General features: G+C 54.9%; 12 protein-coding genes and 1 tRNA gene. 6 read left to right on the top strand and 7 right to left on the bottom strand.

What is annotated here, in order from left to right:
- Positions 1 to 151: 151 nt before the first annotated feature.
- The 3 genes from ACXAGA_RS13410 to ACXAGA_RS13400 all read right to left on the bottom strand — a co-directional run bounded on the left by ACXAGA_RS13410 (position 152) and on the right by ACXAGA_RS13400 (position 2,027).
- Positions 152 to 1,348, bottom strand: a complete 1,197-nt coding sequence (locus ACXAGA_RS13410) for a DUF6538 domain-containing protein (protein WP_475117979.1) — start codon at positions 1,346 to 1,348, stop codon at positions 152 to 154.
- Between the two features lie 63 nt (positions 1,349 to 1,411).
- Positions 1,412 to 1,496 (bottom strand) — tRNA-Leu (locus tag ACXAGA_RS13405).
- Between the two features lie 45 nt (positions 1,497 to 1,541).
- On the bottom strand, positions 1,542 to 2,027 hold the full coding sequence (locus tag ACXAGA_RS13400) for an Lrp/AsnC family transcriptional regulator (protein WP_475117978.1): 486 nt from the start codon (positions 2,025 to 2,027) through the stop codon (positions 1,542 to 1,544).
- A gap of 111 nt (positions 2,028 to 2,138) precedes the next feature.
- Here ACXAGA_RS13400 and putA point away from each other — a divergent pair, with 111 nt between their 5' ends.
- The gene (gene putA, locus ACXAGA_RS13395; RefSeq protein WP_475117977.1) at positions 2,139 to 5,492 is read left to right on the top strand and encodes a bifunctional proline dehydrogenase/L-glutamate gamma-semialdehyde dehydrogenase PutA; all 3,354 of its coding nucleotides are present in this window, start codon (positions 2,139 to 2,141) and stop codon (positions 5,490 to 5,492) included.
- 71 nt (positions 5,493 to 5,563) lie between these two features.
- Complete coding sequence (locus tag ACXAGA_RS13390) at positions 5,564 to 6,310, top strand: rhomboid family intramembrane serine protease (RefSeq protein ID WP_475117976.1); 747 nt, start codon at positions 5,564 to 5,566, stop codon at positions 6,308 to 6,310.
- Here the strand turns inward: ACXAGA_RS13390 and ACXAGA_RS13385 are convergent, their stop codons facing one another.
- The gene (locus ACXAGA_RS13385; RefSeq protein ID WP_475117975.1) at positions 6,311 to 7,102 is read right to left on the bottom strand and encodes an inositol monophosphatase family protein; all 792 of its coding nucleotides are present in this window, start codon (positions 7,100 to 7,102) and stop codon (positions 6,311 to 6,313) included. It lies immediately after the preceding gene.
- Between the two features lie 150 nt (positions 7,103 to 7,252).
- Here ACXAGA_RS13385 and ACXAGA_RS13380 point away from each other — a divergent pair, with 150 nt between their 5' ends.
- Positions 7,253 to 9,214 (top strand): putative bifunctional diguanylate cyclase/phosphodiesterase, encoded by a 1,962-nt coding sequence (locus ACXAGA_RS13380; RefSeq protein WP_475117974.1) that lies wholly within the window; start codon positions 7,253 to 7,255, stop codon positions 9,212 to 9,214.
- On the opposite strand, the gene ACXAGA_RS13375 is transcribed toward ACXAGA_RS13380, so the two are convergent.
- Positions 9,168 to 10,082: a LysR family transcriptional regulator gene (locus ACXAGA_RS13375; protein WP_475117984.1), complete on the bottom strand. Its 915-nt coding sequence runs from the start codon at positions 10,080 to 10,082 to the stop codon at positions 9,168 to 9,170. The genes ACXAGA_RS13380 and ACXAGA_RS13375 overlap by 47 nt on opposite strands.
- A gap of 91 nt (positions 10,083 to 10,173) precedes the next feature.
- Between ACXAGA_RS13375 and metF the strand changes: the two genes are divergently transcribed.
- On the top strand, positions 10,174 to 11,040 hold the full coding sequence (gene metF, locus ACXAGA_RS13370; RefSeq protein WP_475117973.1) for a methylenetetrahydrofolate reductase [NAD(P)H]: 867 nt from the start codon (positions 10,174 to 10,176) through the stop codon (positions 11,038 to 11,040).
- On the opposite strand, the gene ACXAGA_RS13365 is transcribed toward metF, so the two are convergent.
- Together ACXAGA_RS13365 and ACXAGA_RS13360 are read right to left on the bottom strand one after the other, a co-directional pair.
- Positions 11,041 to 12,096 (bottom strand): DUF2235 domain-containing protein, encoded by a 1,056-nt coding sequence (locus tag ACXAGA_RS13365; RefSeq protein ID WP_475117972.1) that lies wholly within the window; start codon positions 12,094 to 12,096, stop codon positions 11,041 to 11,043.
- A gap of 76 nt (positions 12,097 to 12,172) precedes the next feature.
- On the bottom strand, positions 12,173 to 13,327 hold the full coding sequence (locus tag ACXAGA_RS13360) for a type III PLP-dependent enzyme domain-containing protein (protein WP_475117971.1): 1,155 nt from the start codon (positions 13,325 to 13,327) through the stop codon (positions 12,173 to 12,175).
- Positions 13,328 to 13,411: 84 nt separating this feature from the next.
- On the opposite strand from ACXAGA_RS13360, the gene ACXAGA_RS13355 reads away from it, so the two are divergent.
- Both ACXAGA_RS13355 and ACXAGA_RS13350 read left to right on the top strand, forming a co-directional pair.
- Positions 13,412 to 13,879, top strand: coding sequence for an Lrp/AsnC family transcriptional regulator (locus ACXAGA_RS13355; RefSeq protein ID WP_475117970.1), 468 nt, complete (start codon positions 13,412 to 13,414; stop codon positions 13,877 to 13,879).
- 69 nt (positions 13,880 to 13,948) lie between these two features.
- Positions 13,949 to 16,864, top strand: coding sequence for a valine--tRNA ligase (locus ACXAGA_RS13350; protein ID WP_475117969.1), 2,916 nt, complete (start codon positions 13,949 to 13,951; stop codon positions 16,862 to 16,864).
- Positions 16,865 to 16,905: the final 41 nt, after the last annotated feature.

Raw genomic sequence — 16,905 nt, 5'->3', positions numbered from 1 at the left:
ATAGCCCTTGTTTTACTGGGGCTTGAAGCTCATGGGATGCCTATAACGGGTACTCAACACCATTAACATATGGCCGCGGGTACCACCCACATCCCCTAAGCTACTGAATAGCCTCAGCTTTTAACACGAGCTGGAGCAATCGTAGACCATGTCACACACGCTTGACTGCTGCCAGCATCCATTTGCTTAAGACGTCAATCGGATAACCTTTACCATAACTGTGGCCTACACCTTCCGTTTGCCAGCCTCCAATCTGATCGACAATATCAGCCGGACATTCGACAGCCCGCAGCCTGTCCCTCATTGAATGACGGAAACTGTGCATCGAGCAACGTTCTGGGACCATTGGCCTTAACCATTTATTCAATGCGCCGCTTGCCGAGTTAGAGTTGGTGCAATCCGACCTATTATATCGAGGAAAGGCGAAAGGAGCCTCTTCAGGCTGCTCCAGAATGCGTTTTGCAGCCCACAGTGATGCGCCAACCAATGGAACGACCCTGGCACTGCTGGACGTCTTAAGGCGTCTCCAAGGGTGTTCTTGAATGACCACATGCGGTGTAGAACATTCAAGCTTGAAGTCTGAGCGAAGAAGCCCAGCGCCTTCTGCTAAGCGCATCCCCGTATCGGAAACCAAAGCTACCAGCCAACGGACCTCATCGTCGAGTTTCAGGCATTTCGCTTGAATATCGGGAATTATTTCGGTCGGGATTGGCTGTCTCTCTTCGACACCTGCTTTGCGGTCGAAATACACGTTCCCAAAGGGGTTATGGATCGTCACCCCACATTCTGACGCTGCGAAGTTTACGACCGACCTAACGGTTCCCAGCATACGAGTAATGCTGCTACCCGCCAGCTTTCGTTCCACCAATGCATCACGCAGCTTATTCGCGTCGGCTTTAGTATATGCGGTAATGTCTTTATCTCCGACCACGTCTAGCAACGCCCCGCAAGCTCTCTCTGCGGCTCGGTGGTAGGTTATAGCTTTGCCTTTACCCTTCAGCTTCAGATAGATACCGACAGCTTCTGTCAGCGTCACGGTTTCAGGGTGGGCCTGTGGTGCAACTGGTGTCATCGCTTGGACAGGGGCGACTGCGTCCCCTCCTACCAGTCTTAGGCGGCTTTGCCCAGGAAGACGCCGATCTCTCAACCTCAGATGATACCAATACTCATCCAACTGTTGCGCATCTCGAATAGCCCGAGTTCTTGCTATCGATGGCGAACGCGTCCTGAGCGAATATGCGATCCGAGGCGAGAGATAATGCTCCTGCAAATCTTTCGGGACTCGGCGGCTAAAGTAGAAGATGCCGTTTTTCACAAATGTGAAGTCAGCAGTTTTGGTCTCCAACATGGTCTACGATTGCTCCAGCTCGTGTTAAAAGCTGAGGCTATTCAGTAGCTTAGGGGATGTGGGTGGTACCCGCGGCCGGACTCGAACCGGCACGGCCTAAGGCCAAGAGATTTTAAGTCTCCGATGTCTACCATTCCACCACGCGGGCACGGGGCTCTATTTGCCTGTCTCTGACGAGATGGGCAAGAGGGTTTCACACATTTCCGTCGGCTGGACCAACACCTTCTTCTTTTACGGCCTGCATCGCCACGTAGGTCGATGTATTTGCCAAATAAGGAAGCGTCGAAATCTTTTCAGCCAAAACCAGACGATAGGACGCCATGGACGATGTGCGGACTTTTAGCAGGTAATCAAACTGACCCGCGATCAGATGGCACTGTTCGATCTCTGGCACTCTTAGAACCGCGTCGTTAAACTCTGCCAAAGCAGCTTCGCGCGTTTCGGTCAATTTCACTTCGACAAAGGCAACGTGATCGCGTCCCAAACGGATGGGATCAAACAGCGCACGGTAACCACGGATCAGGCCGGTTTCCTCTAGCCGCTTCAGGCGCGCTTGGGTCGGGGATTTGGACAAACCGATGCGCCGCGACAGTTCGGTGACGCTGATGCGCCCCTCGACCGCGACGATGTCAAGAATCCGTTTATCAAACTGATCCATCTCAGAAGTCGAATTCACCATTTTTTACCACTTTTTCAAAACAACCGACAATACAATCGGTCAACGTTAGTCGTTCATACCGAGTTATTGCATATATACAAGGAAAAATGATTTCCAAATTTGGTAGTACCAATGACCACGCTGCGCCCACAAATTGATGCACTGACTTACGGCGATCCGTCGGCAGTTTTGACCCAGCTGATCCAGCTTGCCGATCTATCCGCCGAAACGCGTGCCGAAATTGCACAATCCACCGCGACCCTTGTCAATCAAATCCGCACACATTCTGACCCCGGGTTGATGGAGGTGTTCCTTGCTGAATACGGCCTATCCACAGACGAAGGCGTCGCCCTAATGTGTTTGGCCGAGGCATTACTGCGCGTCCCTGATGCGCCCACGATCGACGCATTGATCGAAGATAAAATTGCGCCTTCCGACTGGGGTAAACATTTGGGCCATTCGTCTTCATCTTTGGTCAACGCATCGACTTGGGCGCTGATGCTAACGGGCAAGGTATTAGACGACGAACATCCCGGCACTGCGGGTCTGCTGCGCGGCGCAATCAAACGGCTGGGCGAACCGGTTATTCGCAGCGCCGTCAGCCGCGCAATGAAAGAAATGGGACGTCAATTTGTGCTGGGCGAAACCATTGATAAAGCGATGGATCGCGCTGCCAAAATGCAGGCCAAAGGTTTCACCTATTCCTATGATATGCTAGGCGAGGCTGCGAAAACGGCCAAAGACGCGCAGGCGTATTTTGATGCCTATAGTGCCGCGATCACAGCAATTTCACGTCACGCGACGGGCGCCGATATTCGCACGAACCCCGGCATTTCGATCAAACTGTCCGCGCTGCACCCACGATACGAAGAACTGCAATCGCAGCGCGTTCTGTCAGAGTTGCCCCCGCTGGTTCTGTCGTTGGCAAAACAGGCCAAAGCGAACGGCATGGGCCTGAATATCGATGCCGAAGAGGCCGATAGGCTGTCGCTGTCGCTGGATGTCATTGAACGCGTACTGGCATCGCCAGATTTGGCTGGGTGGGATGGATTTGGCGTGGTCGTGCAGGCTTATGGGCAACGCGCGGGCGGCGTCATTGAACATCTGCACCAACTGGCGACGCGTCTGGATCGCAAGATTATGATACGCCTTGTCAAAGGGGCCTATTGGGACAGCGAAATCAAACGCGCTCAGGTCGAAGGCATCGACGGGTTCCCGGTCTTTACAGAAAAATCAGCAACCGATGTCAGCTATATCGCGAACGCGCGGCGTTTGCTGGGCAAAACGGATCGCATTTACCCTCAGTTCGCGACGCACAATGCCCATACTGTTTGTGCCATTCTGAAAATGGCGCATCAAATGAACGTATCCGCAAACGCTTATGAATTTCAGCGCCTGCATGGGATGGGCGAAGCGCTGCATACAATCGTAAAAACCCATAACGACACGCGGTGCCGTATTTATGCGCCCGTCGGGGCCCACCGTGATCTATTGGCCTATCTGGTGCGTCGGCTATTGGAAAACGGGGCAAACTCTAGCTTTGTGAACCGTATTATCGACACAGATATTCCAGCCGATCAGGTTGCGCCCTGCCCGTTTGACACCCTGACGGGCCAATCACCCGTTCCCACCGCCGCATCGCTATTCGCGCCGAACCGCGCCAATTCGATCGGATTTGATCCCACGCACCGCACGGCGGCCGCCGATATTTTACCCCAGCGGGATCGCTTTGCCGCGCCCCATCAATGGCACGCCGCCCCCACAGGCGGCACCCCAGGTGAAACCGTCACCATCACAAATCCAGCGAACCCGACTGACACGGTTGGCACCTGCACGGCTGCCACACCAGCCAGCATTGAACAGGCTTTTCAGTCAAGCGAACCTTGGTCCGCGCCGTCTGATACCCGCGCAAAGGTGCTAGCGCGCGCAGGCGAAATCCTACAATCAAAGGCGCCTGAAATTTACGCTCTACTGGCCCGCGAAGCAGGAAAAACATTACCCGACGCCATCGGAGAGCTAAGGGAAGCCATTGATTTCTTGAACTATTACGCGGCTCAATGTCGGGCATATCCAAACGGAAAGCCACGCGGTATTTGGGTCTGCATCAGCCCGTGGAATTTCCCGTTGGCCATTTTCACAGGGCAGATTGCGGCGGCGCTGGCGGCTGGAAATGCCGTCATTGCGAAACCTGCGCCACAAACGCCATTGATCGCGGCACTGGCTGTCGCTGCGCTGTTGGATGCGGGCGTGCCAGAAACCGCGCTGAAACTTTGCCCCGGTGGGGCCGATGTGGGCGCAGCGATCACATCCAATCCATTGATTAACGGCGTTGCGTTCACAGGATCGACCGCAACTGCGCAAATTATCCGCAAATCACTGGCCCAAAACGCGGCCCCCGGAACGCCTTTGATCGCGGAAACCGGCGGGATCAATGCGATGATCGTTGATTCCACTGCGTTGCCAGAACATGCGGTACGCGACATCGTCATGTCGGCGTTTCGGTCTGCGGGGCAACGCTGTTCCGCGCTGCGGGTTCTGTATGTGCAGGATGACATCGCCGATCAGTTGATCGAAATGTTGTGTGGCGCAATGGATGAATTGCGCATCCGCGACCCGTGGTATTTGGCGACAGACGTGGGGCCGCTGATCGACCAAACCGCATTCACCACCATTCGGCGCTATATCGACGCGGCACGGGACAAGGGCCAGTTGATACGCCAGTTGGCAGCCCCCAGCGCGGGGCACTACATCCCGCCGACCGTCCTGCGCGTCGATAGCATCCGCGATGTGACCACCGAAGTCTTCGGACCCGTTTTGCATATCGCCCGTTTCAAATCTCACGAACTGGATCAGGTGATTCAGGATATCAATGAAACGGGTTACGGGCTGACCTTTGGGCTTCATACGCGGATCGATGACCGCGTTCAGCACATCGTCGACCAGGTCGAGGCAGGCAATATCTATGTGAACCGAAACCAGATTGGCGCGGTCGTAGGCAGCCAACCATTCGGAGGAGAAGGCCTATCCGGCACCGGACCAAAGGCAGGCGGCCCCTATTATCTACATCGTTTCTACGCGGCGCCGCCCACCGTTACAGCGCAACCCGAACAGTCGATGCCCGGCCCGACGGGGGAATCAAATAGGCTGCACCTACAGCCTAGGACGCCGATCCTGTGCCTTGGCCCCGACACATCGAAACAGTCGGACATTGTCGCACAGCTGGGCGGCCAATCCATATGCGGTGCCCTATCTGACTATGATCTGATCAACGCGGCAGGCTTTTCGGCTGTCATGTGGTGGGGCGACGCTGCAACGGCACGGGACATCGAACAGGCCCTGTCACAACGCAGCGGTCCGATCATTCCGCTGATTTCAAACACCCCAGACATTGGGCACGTTTTCCATGAACGCCATGTCTGCATCGACACAACGGCGGCAGGCGGCAATGCGTCTCTTTTGGCGGCCGTGGCTGACGCAATCGATTAAACAGGTGATTTGAGGCGTGCAACTGGCCTGTAATCCATTAGGGTTACAGGCATATCAACCTTGGGCGCTGCATGTTTCCGATCAAAGACCACAATCCATCCGACCGCATTCCATTCGTGACCTATGCGTTAATCATCGCCAACATCGCGATCTACGTCCTGTCGATTGCGGCCGCGCCGAACGATTACGCCACATACCAATTGTATGACGCGTATGCGTTGATCCCGCGCGACCTGTTGATGCGCGGCGAATGGGGCACGGTTCTGACGTCGATGTTCATGCACGGGGGCCTGATGCACCTTGCTGGTAACATGCTGTTTTTGTGGATTTTTGGCGACAACATGGAAGACGCCTTTGGCCATGTTGGGTTTATTCTATTCTACATTGCGGGCGGCGTAGCAGCCGCCATGGCGCAGGTCGCATCTGGCCCCAATTCGATGGTGCCAATGGTCGGGGCATCAGGCGCAATTGCCGCCGTTATGGGGGGCTATATCCTGCTTTTCCCCAAAGCGCGGGTCGATATTCTAATCTTTTTTGTGATCTTTATCCGCATCATTCCATTGCCCGCATGGATCATGTTGGGCCTATGGATGGGCATGCAGATATTCGGGGGATTGGCATCCAGCGCAGATACGGGCGGAGTTGCCTATTGGGCGCACGCAGGCGGATTTGCCGCGGGTGTGATCCTGACCATTCCGGTGTTTTTATCACGCGGGGCAGGTCATTTTTGGCGGCGCCACGACGGCCATCCGCCCCACCCCGAGGCCCAGTATCAGATATCGCAGACCCGCATTCCGCGGGTCACGCGAAAACGTTAATTATTCCGCAGCTTTGCGGATGATCTTTGCAAAGCTTGCAAAGACAGGTTCGTTCGACACGATCACGTTGCCGTCCAGCGGGTTGCCTTCTGGAACGATCGTTTCAACCAATGCGCCTGCTTCTTTAGCGATGATTAGGCCAGCGGCGATATCCCATGGCTTTAGGCGACGTTCCCAGAAACCGTCAAAGCGGCCCGCAGCAACATACGCCAAATCCAACGAAGCCGCACCGAAACGGCGCACGCCTGCGGTTGCCGGCAAAAGCTGGCTCAGGTCTTTCAATGTTTGCGGCAAATCGGTGCTGCCACCGAATGGCAGACCGGTTGCGAAAATACATTCTATCAAACGGTGACGACCCGATACGCGGATACGGCTTTCGTTCATCCATGCGCCGTTGCCTTTTTCGGCATGGAACATTTCGTCTTTGACGGGGTCATAAACGACGCCTGCAACGATCTGGCCTTTGTGTTCCAGCGCGATTGAAACGGCCCATTGCGGCAGACCGTGCAGGAAATTGGTGGTGCCATCCAGCGGATCGACAATCCAACGACGGGTCGGATCTTCGCCTTCGATTTCGCCGCCCTCTTCGCCGACAAAGCCGTAGGTTGGGCGCGCTTCCATCAGCAGGGTGCGAATGGTTTCTTCGGCTTGACGGTCAGCACGGCTGACAAAATCGCCAGGGCCTTTCGTCCCGACCTGAAGCTGCTCGACTTCGGTAAAATCTTTTAGCAGCGCGCGGCCAGCGCGGCGCGCGGTTTTGATCATCACGTTCAGGTTTGCACTTGCCGCCATCTTGGCCTCCGTTCACCGTCCAAGCCGCGCGTATAGGCAAATCATCACCATCGGGCAAGAGTTTGAACGCATATTAGGGGCGGAAATTAACGGCGTTAACCTTTTGTTTGCATTTCTCCCGTTATAGCTGGGTTAAATAGGTGGTGGTGCATGCAATTCGTTAACAATTTCGACAAAATTCGGTACCAGACACGGTTTGCGATCCACGTCGCAACTCGCGACATCGCAAAACGTATGGCATCCGCCGCGATGATGATGGGAATTTTGTGGTGGTTGGGCTACGGAAAAGTCGCCGCCATCATGTGGGCCGTTATCATCACTTACGAAGTGATCGCGCATCTGCTGACACGCCAGCTCCCCGAACGCGACGAAGACATGAGCGCCGCTTATGTATTTCTGATCTGGTTGGTGAACTGCACATCGGTTTTGGTTTATCTGGCCCCTGCCCTTATCCTCGCGGCTCAACCGTCATCTGCGATCTTGCTGGCGGGTTTTTTGTGGCTGTTTGGTGTGTTTGTTCACATCACCAATACCTTTGCCGCCTTGCCGTTTTATAACTGGACCTTGATGTTGCCATCCTTTGGATCGGCATTTGTGGTGTTCTGGCTGGCCTCGAAAAATACATTCCCCCCATCATCGGATAGCGAATGGATCATCACATCCATGATGATGCTGGCGTATATTTTTAACACCTACGAAACGCTGCATAAACAAAAGGACACGCAGCGCGCCCTGAATGCCGCCAGAGAAGAGGCGAATTCGCGCCTGCGCGCGTTGGAACACCTGTCTCGCCACGATCCATTGACGGGACTATTGAACCGCCGCGCCTTTGACGACGAACTGGAACTGCAACTGTCGCTTCGCCGTCCAAGCGGCGAAGTGGTTGTGTACCTGATCGACCTTGATGGTTTCAAACCGATCAACGACACATATAGCCACGAAGCAGGCGATCGCGTTCTGCAAGTTGTTGCGAACCGATTGGCGAATATTGCCGAAAATTACGGCGTTGCGGCACGTTTGGGCGGCGATGAATTCGCGCTCGCCTGCAGGTCTATCGCGTCCGAGGCTGATGCGAACCTGCTGGCCGATGACATCGTTCGCGCGATGAATTTGCCCATTACATGGGGCGAAAAGGAACTGAACATCTCTGCGTCGGTGGGGATTGGCATGACGCGTCACGCTGGTACCTCAACCGAATCCCTTTGCGCGGCAGCCGATCAGGCCATGTATCGCGCCAAAGGCACGGCAGGCATTAACAAGGTTCTGTATACCCCCGAACAGTTCCAGAAACGCCTATCTTTGGAAGACCGCTTGGACATCGTAAGCGCGATGAAAAACGGTGAAATTAAGCCCTATTATCAACCAAAGGTGAACCTGAAAACACGTCGCTGCATCGGGTTCGAGGCTCTTGCACGGTGGGAACACCCAACAAATGGTCTGCAGTTTCCCAAAACATTCATCCCCATGGTGAATGAATTGGGTCTTCACGGTGACTTCTTGATACACATGGCGTCTTGCGTTTTGAATGACGTCGAAAAACTCATCGCCGAAGGTTTGGACCCGGGCCAAGTGTCCATCAACGTGCCAGAGGTCGCTTTGGCCACCCATTCCGGCCGGAGCGATCTGGATGATCTTTTGGCGCGTCACCCGAAAGCCGCCAAAAAGATTACACTCGAAATCACCGAGGATGTGTTTATTACACGGTCCGCCGATATGATCCGGTCAAGCATTGCCTATTTCCGCGGAAAGGGTCTGCGCGTGTCGCTGGATGATTTCGGCACGGGATTTGCGTCATTTCAACACCTGCGGGAACTGGAATTCGACGAACTGAAAATCGACGGATCGTTCGTGGCAGACCTAGGCCAAGAGGACACGACAGAAGTCTTGATCGGCGGCTTTTTGGGAATCGCGCGTGGATTGGGGGCCATCGTTGTGGCCGAAGGCGTCGAAACCGAAGACCAAGCCAAACACCTTATGGATTTGGGCTATATCTATGGCCAAGGGTTCCTATTCGGACGCGCGATGCCAATTGATGAAACGCGCATCCGCCTGCTTGCCGATACCGCTAGTCTCTCTGAAGCTTCACAGCCTCTTGCCGAGCCAGCCGAATAAAATGAGCCATATAGGGGCGCGTGTTTTCAGTTTCGCGTGTGACCGCGTACATACGGCGCGTTAACCCGACGCTGCCATTACGCGCCAAAGGACGGGTGACATAGTCGGCCGATTTGCGCACCTGCCGCACCACCCAGTCAGGCATCACAGCAACACCGCGATTGGACGCAACCAACATCAGCATCACTGCCGTCAATTCGACCTGACGAATGGCTGCCGGTTCAACCCGCGCAGGCGAAAGCAACATTTTGAACACGTCCAGCCGCGATTTATCGACAGGGTATGTGATTAATGTTTGGCCAACAAAATCGCGCGCTTCGATCGCGGTTTTATTTGCCAATGGGTGCGTAGCCGACGCAACGAACACGGGGCTATAGTCAAACAGCGGGTTCACATCGGTGCCGCCCTCGTCTTCGGGATCGGAAGAAATCACCAGATCGACTTCTTCGCGGCGCAGTGCGGACATCGCGTCAAAGGCAAGGCTGGATTTGATGTCTACGTCCACATCGGGCCAAATTTTTCGAAACTGTTCCAGAACTGGCAGCAGCCATTCAAAACAAGCATGGCATTCCAACGCGATGTGCAACCGCCCCGTTCGACCGTCTTGAAGCCCCTGAAATTCGACCTCTAGATCGTTCAAGATCGGGATGATTTGTTCCGCCGCCGCCAACATGCGCAATCCAGCTGCCGATAGCCGCAAAGGTTTCGACCGGCGCACGAATAATTCGACACCTGCCTGTTCTTCGATTCCTTTGATCTGATGGCTAAGCGCGGACTGTGTGATGTTCAGCAAATCCGCCGCCCGCGCGAGCCCGCCGGTATCGTGGATCGCCTTTATCGTCCGCAAATGGCGGAATTCGATGTGCATCATGAAAGAACCTCATGATTTTAGTGAAAGTTATGAATTTGTCTCACATCATTAAATCTGCGACAAGGGGTTAACAGAAAATAGGTGCCCCATGTCCCGCCCAAACGTATCGTTCGAATTTTTCCCGCCAAAGTCCTTGGACCAATCGTTCCGCCTGTGGAACTGCGCGACCACGCTTGCGCCTTTAGATCCGACGTTCGTTTCCGTGACCTACGGCGCGGGCGGCACCACACGCCAACTGACCCACGAAGCGGTTGGCGCAATTCATAAAAACATCGGCTTGACCGTCGCAGCACACCTGACCTGCGTCGAAGCAACCCGCGCCGAAACACTGGATATCGCGAATGAATATGCAGCAGCTGGCGTGACGGAAATCGTTGCGCTGCGTGGCGACCCGCCAAAAGGTTCGAATGGTTTCGCCCCTGCCGCAGACGGATTTCAGTCGTCGGTCGAACTGATCGAAGCTTTGGCCGATACCGGAAAATTCAAAATTCGCGTTGGCGCATATCCTGAACAGCACCCAGAATCTGCGAATGCTGCGGCGGATGTCGAATGGCTGAAACGCAAATTGGATGCAGGTGCACACAGCGCGATCACTCAATTCTTTTTCGAAGCTGAAACCTTTTTCCGGTTCCGCGATGCGTGCGAAAAAGCAGGCATTGATGCCCCGATCATTCCTGGCATTCTGCCAATCGAAAACTGGAACGGCGCAAAGAAATTCGCGAAAATGTGCGGAACGTCGATCCCACAGGTCGTTTCGGATGCGTTTGAAAATGCTGCAAAAACCGGCGGCACTGATCTGCTGGCGACGGCTCTTGCGACCGAACTATGCGATGACCTGATCCGCGGCGGCGTCAACGATCTGCATTTCTACACGCTGAATAAGCCAGAGCTGACACGTGATGTGTGCCACGCTTTGGGTGTGACGCCGAAGGCCAAATTGGAAAACGTTGCCTAATCAGGCAGGTGCCCCGCCAACAGGTGGGGCATTTTTGTTTTGAGGCATAGCCGTTTCATGAATCCGTTCTGACGGATCGCGGCCCACGACACGCGCACGGCGCGCTAGGAATAATTTTCCCAAACCATGCCACGCCCCAACCGCAGGTGCATTCGGATCTTGGGGGAAACGATCCTGCCAGCCAGCGGGCAAATCTAGCCCCTGATCTTGCAACCGCGACAAAAGCCAAACCAAAGAAATATTCGCAAGCGGGCGGGCTTGTTGAAAATTACTAAGCTGCCCGCCGACATCGCCATGACCGCCGCGGAACCACACCTGTTCAATGGTGCCGGTCCAATTTTCGGGCGTTGTCCATATTTCGGGCGAAAATGCGTCGCGTTTTTCATCCCGCGCCAATGCATGAAATGCAGATTTCACGCTAGGCACCAGACCGTCTGAATGAAATTCGTGGCGCTTTTCTTCTAGTTTCCATAGCAGCGGCAGGCGTAGCCCCAATGATTTAACCGTGTCCCAAACGCCAATCGCATCAATCGTTACGGACCGATCGCAATATAGTTCGGAAAACCGTTCGGCATGATAGGTTTTCGCGCCTTGCGTATAATAGCGATAGGATTGGCGAATATTGCGTACGGTGGCAAAGCTGGGTTTTATCAGGCCCATTTTATCGATTGCGCCGGCAAGAGATCGCACAGCGAACGCCCCGCGCGAATATCCAATCAGGTAAATACGATCACCGGGATGCCAACGCGAACACAATACGCCATAAGCGCGTTCGATCTGCCTGTTAATACCGCGCCCTGCGATCACGCCAAAGGTTTCGCTCCAGTCGCGCCATTGGATTCCCGCCTCGTAATAGACGGACATATTCGTACTATGGCCGACTTCGCGCAGAAGTTTATAGGTCAAACCCGCGCTGGTTTCACGGCCAGGTTCCAACGTGGACATCGTCCCATCAAGGATCACAACATGGGTCGCTGGTCCGCGCTGGCGTTGGTGGCCGTCTTTGGTTTTCGGGCCGCGACCTAGCCGATCAAGTATCCAATTGCCAATACGCATGAATTTCCGCCTGTGACGTTGTGCTGTACGCCAAACAATCCAATGCGAAGATCATGCCACTCACATAATCCAGTTGCTAAATCTGTCCGGCCGTCCTGTATGGCGCATCAATATCGCGAACAACCTGTGTTTGAAAAGCGCCATAGCCATTAAAACGGGTTGTCACCCCCGTCACATAGGCCCCCATTGATCGAAAAATAATCCAATCGCCTTCGGCAACATCATCTGGCAACCACAAATCCGATTTCAGCAAATCGACGCTATCGCAGGTCGGACCAAAAGCGCGGCGCGGCGCGCGGGGCCCGGTTTTATAGCGGCCATCTGCGCTCAGAACAGCGCAGGCAGGCGCATCAAACATCACCATTTCCGACAGGCCTCCGTAGATGCCATCGGTCAAAAACACCGCGTTTCCACGCAAAGATTTGACCTGCACAGCGTAGGAAAATGCATCGCCAACCAACCCGCGTCCTGGTTCGCACAGCAACACAGGACGTTTATCAAACACCGACATTGCGCCGCGAATGGCTGCAAAAAACGGCTCTAGCGGGCGATGCTGACCATCGCGGCCCGACGGAAAACCGCCGCCAACGTTCAGGCGAGATAGCGTTACACCGGCCAGCCGTGCAATCCGCGCGCAGGCGTGGATATAGGCAACATAAGCATTGGGATCCGTACATTGCGTTCCAACGTGAAACGTCATTGCGGGCTGGTGACCGTGGGCGTCGACCATTTTTAGAATTTCGATGGCTGTTTCTTCGTCTGCACCGAATTTGGCACCAAAATTATACAGGGCACCCGCGACCGGCAATTTAATCCGTACGGCAATTTCCGCGTCGGCAGCTACGCCGTATTGGATCAATTTCTGATATTCAGCGACCGTATCAACGGACCAAGATGTCACGCCACCAGCAATGCCCGCGGCAATTTCGGATTTGCTGCGCACGGGGTTATTATAATTCATCGGCGCATTCGGGCAGATACGGCGAATTTGTTCGATTTCATCGGGCGACGCCACATCAAACCCGTTGATGCCATTTTGGCAAAGGGTCTGCAGAACTTCGTCTGTTGGGTTGGATTTGACAGCAAACGTCACATCCCCCGGAAAACCGCGAAGAAATTCGTTCAACCGGTCGACCAAAGCGGTGGGAGAAAAGAAATGAATGGGCGCTCCATCGTCGCGGCCCGATAGTATTTCTTTGATCGTCGCAGCTTTAATCGCTTGTTGTAACATGTGCCTCTCCTGTTTTGCGGGTTTAGTATGGAGCGCCAACACGTCATTTCATCGTGTCAAATTGCGCAAAATGACTCGCAATTCATGCAATCTGACGTCATCATCGTCATTATGACAGAAATTGATGATACAGATCGCGCGTTGATCGCCGAATTATCCCGAAATGCCCGCCTGCCCGTTGCGAAACTGGCGGTCATATTGGGGCTGGCCCGCACCACCGTTCAGGCCCGCATTGATCGATTGGAACGCGCGGGCGTCATCGCGGGGTATACCCTACGGCTTTCTGAAACGGCGCAGCGCGGTTTGATCCGCGCGACCGTGTTGCTGGACATCCGCCCATCCGCCCAAGGCGCCATTGTCAGCCAGTTGAAAAAACTGCGGCAGGTGGAAATGGCCCACACCACCAGCGGGAGGTTTGACTTGTGTTGCGAATTGCGCACCGAAACCACGCTGGAACTGGATCAAACGCTGGATCGCATCGCCGAAATCGACGGCGTCCAGTCGATGGAGACATTAATTCACCTATCTACCAAGATTGACCGCCCGACGTGACGCCTTGCCCCTTTCACTTTGGGCGCTGATTGGATAATCCAAGGCCCAAGACCACAAGGGATCAGAAAAATGGCGATGGAAAAGACGTTCAATGCGGCCGAAGCCGAGGCCCGCATTTACGAAAAATGGGAATCCGCTGGCGCGTTCAAGGCCGGTGCAAATGCCAAAGAAGGCGCTGACAGTTTCACCATTATGATCCCTCCGCCCAACGTGACGGGCGCGCTACACGTGGGTCACGCATTCAACAACACCATTCAGGACATCCTGATCCGCTGGCACCGCATGCGCGGGTTCGACACCCTGTGGCAACCGGGCCAAGACCACGCAGGTATCGCAACCCAGTTGCAGGTTGAAAAAATGCTGGCGGCAACCGGCCAACCAGGTCGCCGCGATCTGGGCCGTGATGCGTTTCTGGAAAAAGTCTGGGAATGGAAAGGCGAATACGGCTCGACCATCATCAACCAGCTGAAACGTCTGGGATCGTCCTGTGACTGGTCGCGCAACGCGTTCACCATGTCGGGCGCGCCGAACGCGCCTGCAGGGAACGAAGGCAATTTCCACGATGCAGTGATCAAAGTCTTTGTTGAAATGTACAACAAAGGCCTGATTTACCGCGGCAAACGTCTGGTGAACTGGGACCCGCATTTCGAAACCGCGATTTCGGACCTAGAAGTCGAAAACATCGAAACCGACGGCCATATGTGGCATTTCAAATACCCATTGGCTGGCGGCGAAACCTATACTTACGTCGAAAAAGACGAAGACGGGAATGTTATTTTCAGCGAAGAGCGTGATTACATTTCCATCGCGACCACCCGCCCTGAAACCATGCTGGGTGACGGTGCGGTTGCTGTGCACCATGACGACGAACGCTATGCGCCGATCGTTGGCAAACTGTGCGAAATCCCTGTGGGTCCAAAAGAACAGCGCCGCCTGATCCCGATCATCACCGACGAATACCCAGACATGGCGTTCGGTTCGGGCGCGGTGAAAATCACTGGCGCGCACGATTTCAACGACCACGAAGTCGCAAAACGCGGCAACATCCCGCAATACCGCCTGATGGACACCCGCGGCGCGATGCGTGCCGACGGTGCCCCCTACGCCGAAGAGGCCGCAAAGGCCGCCGAATACGCGCAGGGCAAAGAATTTACCGTTCAGGAAATCGACGCGATCAATCTGGTGCCTGACGAATATCGCGGCCTAGACCGGTTCGACGCCCGCCAGAAAGTTATCGACGCCATCACCGCCGAAGGTCTGGCCGTGATGACCAAATCGGACGACCCGCGCCTTGGTCCTCAGCCAAAGTTGAAAAAGGGCGAAGAGGCCCCAGAGGTCACCGACGTACCGCTGGTCGAAGCCAAGAAAATCATGCAGCCGTTCGGCGACCGCTCCAAAGTTGTCATCGAACCGATGCTGACCGACCAATGGTTTGTTGAAACGTCGAAAATCGTGGGCCCAGCATTGGATGCCGTCCGCAACGGCGACATCAAAATCATGCCTGAATCGGGCGAAAAGACATATTACCACTGGCTGGAAAACATCGAACCTTGGTGTATTTCTCGTCAGCTGTGGTGGGGTCACCAGATCCCTGTTTGGTACGACGAAGAAGGCAACGCCTATTGCGCCCCAACCGAAGCCGAAGCCGTCGCACAATCGGGCGGCAAAACACTGAAACGCGACCCTGACGTTCTGGATACGTGGTTCAGTTCGGGCCTATGGCCGATTGGCACGCTGGGCTGGCCCGAAGACACCGCGGAAATGCAGAAATATTTCCCGACGGACGTTTTGGTCACCGGCTTTGACATCCTGTTCTTCTGGGTTGCGCGTATGATCATGATGCAGCTGGCTGTTGTGGACGAAATTCCGTTCCACACGGTTTACCTGCACCAGCTTGTCCGCGACGAAAAGGGCAAGAAAATGTCGAAAACCACCGGCAACGTGATCGACCCGCTGGTGATCATCGACGAATACGGTGCAGACGCCCTGCGTTTCACCAATGCGTCCATGGCAGCTATCGGCGGCGTTCTGAAACTGTCCGAAGACCGCATCAAAGGCTACCGCAACTTTACCACCAAACTGTGGAACGCGTCCCGCTTTGCCGAAATGAACGGCGCGGTGCACGGTCATGATGGCATCCCAGCGGCAACCGCAACGGTGAACAAATGGATCATCGGCGAAACCGCCCGCGTCCGCGAAGAGGTAGACGCAGCCATCGCTGCCTATCGTTTCAACGACGCGGCATCGGCGCTGTACGGGTTCGTTTGGGGCAAGGTTTGTGACTGGTACGTCGAATTTTCGAAACCACTGCTGATGGACGGCGCAGACGATGTAAAGGCCGAGACCCAAAAGGTCATGGGCTGGGTCATCGATCAGTGTTTGATCCTGTTGCACCCGATCATGCCGTTCATCACCGAAGAACTGTGGGACACGCTGGGCGACCGTGCAGACATGCTGGCGCTGACCGATTGGCCGACCTACACGGCGGCGGAACTGGTTGACGCGTCCGCAGATCAGGAAATGAACTGGGCGATTTCGATGATCGAAGGCATCCGTTCGGCCCGCGCGCAGATGAACGTTCCTGTTGGTCTGTACGTCCCTGTTGTCATGCAAGACGCTGATGCAAGTGCAAAATCGGCGCTGGCAAACAACGAAACCTTGATCAAACGTCTGGCCCGCGTTGGTGACATCACCGAAGCAGACGAGGCGCCAAAGGGATCGATCACGATCACCACAACACGCGCGACCTTTGCCCTGCCACTGGCGGACATCATCGACGTCGACAAAGAAAAAGCCCGCATCGAAAAAGCCATCGGCAAACTGGCCAAAGAAATCGGCGGTCTAAAGGGACGTTTGAACAACCCTAAATTCGTCGAAAGCGCCCCAGACGAAGTGATCGAAGAATCCAAGGCAAACCTTGCCCTTCGCGAGGAAGAAGACGCCCAGCTAAAGGCCGCATTGGCCCGACTGGCTGAAATCGGATAACGGAACGGGGCGCCAATTGGCGCCCTTTTCTTTGATCTGCG

The sequence above is a fragment of the Marivivens sp. ABH4_498 genome, assembly GCF_056160585.1.
This window is presented reverse-complemented; position numbering and strand designations above follow the sequence as displayed.

Bases quoted from the DNA above. Each gene is read 5' to 3' on its own strand.
- putA (WP_475117977.1), top strand. From the start codon at position 2,139: ATGACCACGCTGCGCCCACAAATTGATGCACTGACTTACGGCGATCCG.
- ACXAGA_RS13365 (WP_475117972.1), bottom strand. From the start codon at position 12,096: ATGCGTATTGGCAATTGGATACTTGATCGGCTAGGTCGCGGCCCGAAA.
- ACXAGA_RS13380 (WP_475117974.1), top strand. From the start codon at position 7,253: ATGCAATTCGTTAACAATTTCGACAAAATTCGGTACCAGACACGGTTT.
- ACXAGA_RS13375 (WP_475117984.1), bottom strand. From the start codon at position 10,082: ATGCACATCGAATTCCGCCATTTGCGGACGATAAAGGCGATCCACGAT.
- ACXAGA_RS13355 (WP_475117970.1), top strand. From the start codon at position 13,412: ATGCAATCTGACGTCATCATCGTCATTATGACAGAAATTGATGATACA.
- ACXAGA_RS13390 (WP_475117976.1), top strand. From the start codon at position 5,564: ATGTTTCCGATCAAAGACCACAATCCATCCGACCGCATTCCATTCGTG.
- ACXAGA_RS13385 (WP_475117975.1), bottom strand. From the start codon at position 7,102: ATGGCGGCAAGTGCAAACCTGAACGTGATGATCAAAACCGCGCGCCGC.
- ACXAGA_RS13350 (WP_475117969.1), top strand. From the start codon at position 13,949: ATGGCGATGGAAAAGACGTTCAATGCGGCCGAAGCCGAGGCCCGCATT.
- metF (WP_475117973.1), top strand. From the start codon at position 10,174: ATGTCCCGCCCAAACGTATCGTTCGAATTTTTCCCGCCAAAGTCCTTG.
- ACXAGA_RS13400 (WP_475117978.1), bottom strand. From the start codon at position 2,027: ATGGTGAATTCGACTTCTGAGATGGATCAGTTTGATAAACGGATTCTT.
- ACXAGA_RS13410 (WP_475117979.1), bottom strand. From the start codon at position 1,348: ATGTTGGAGACCAAAACTGCTGACTTCACATTTGTGAAAAACGGCATC.
- ACXAGA_RS13360 (WP_475117971.1), bottom strand. From the start codon at position 13,327: ATGTTACAACAAGCGATTAAAGCTGCGACGATCAAAGAAATACTATCG.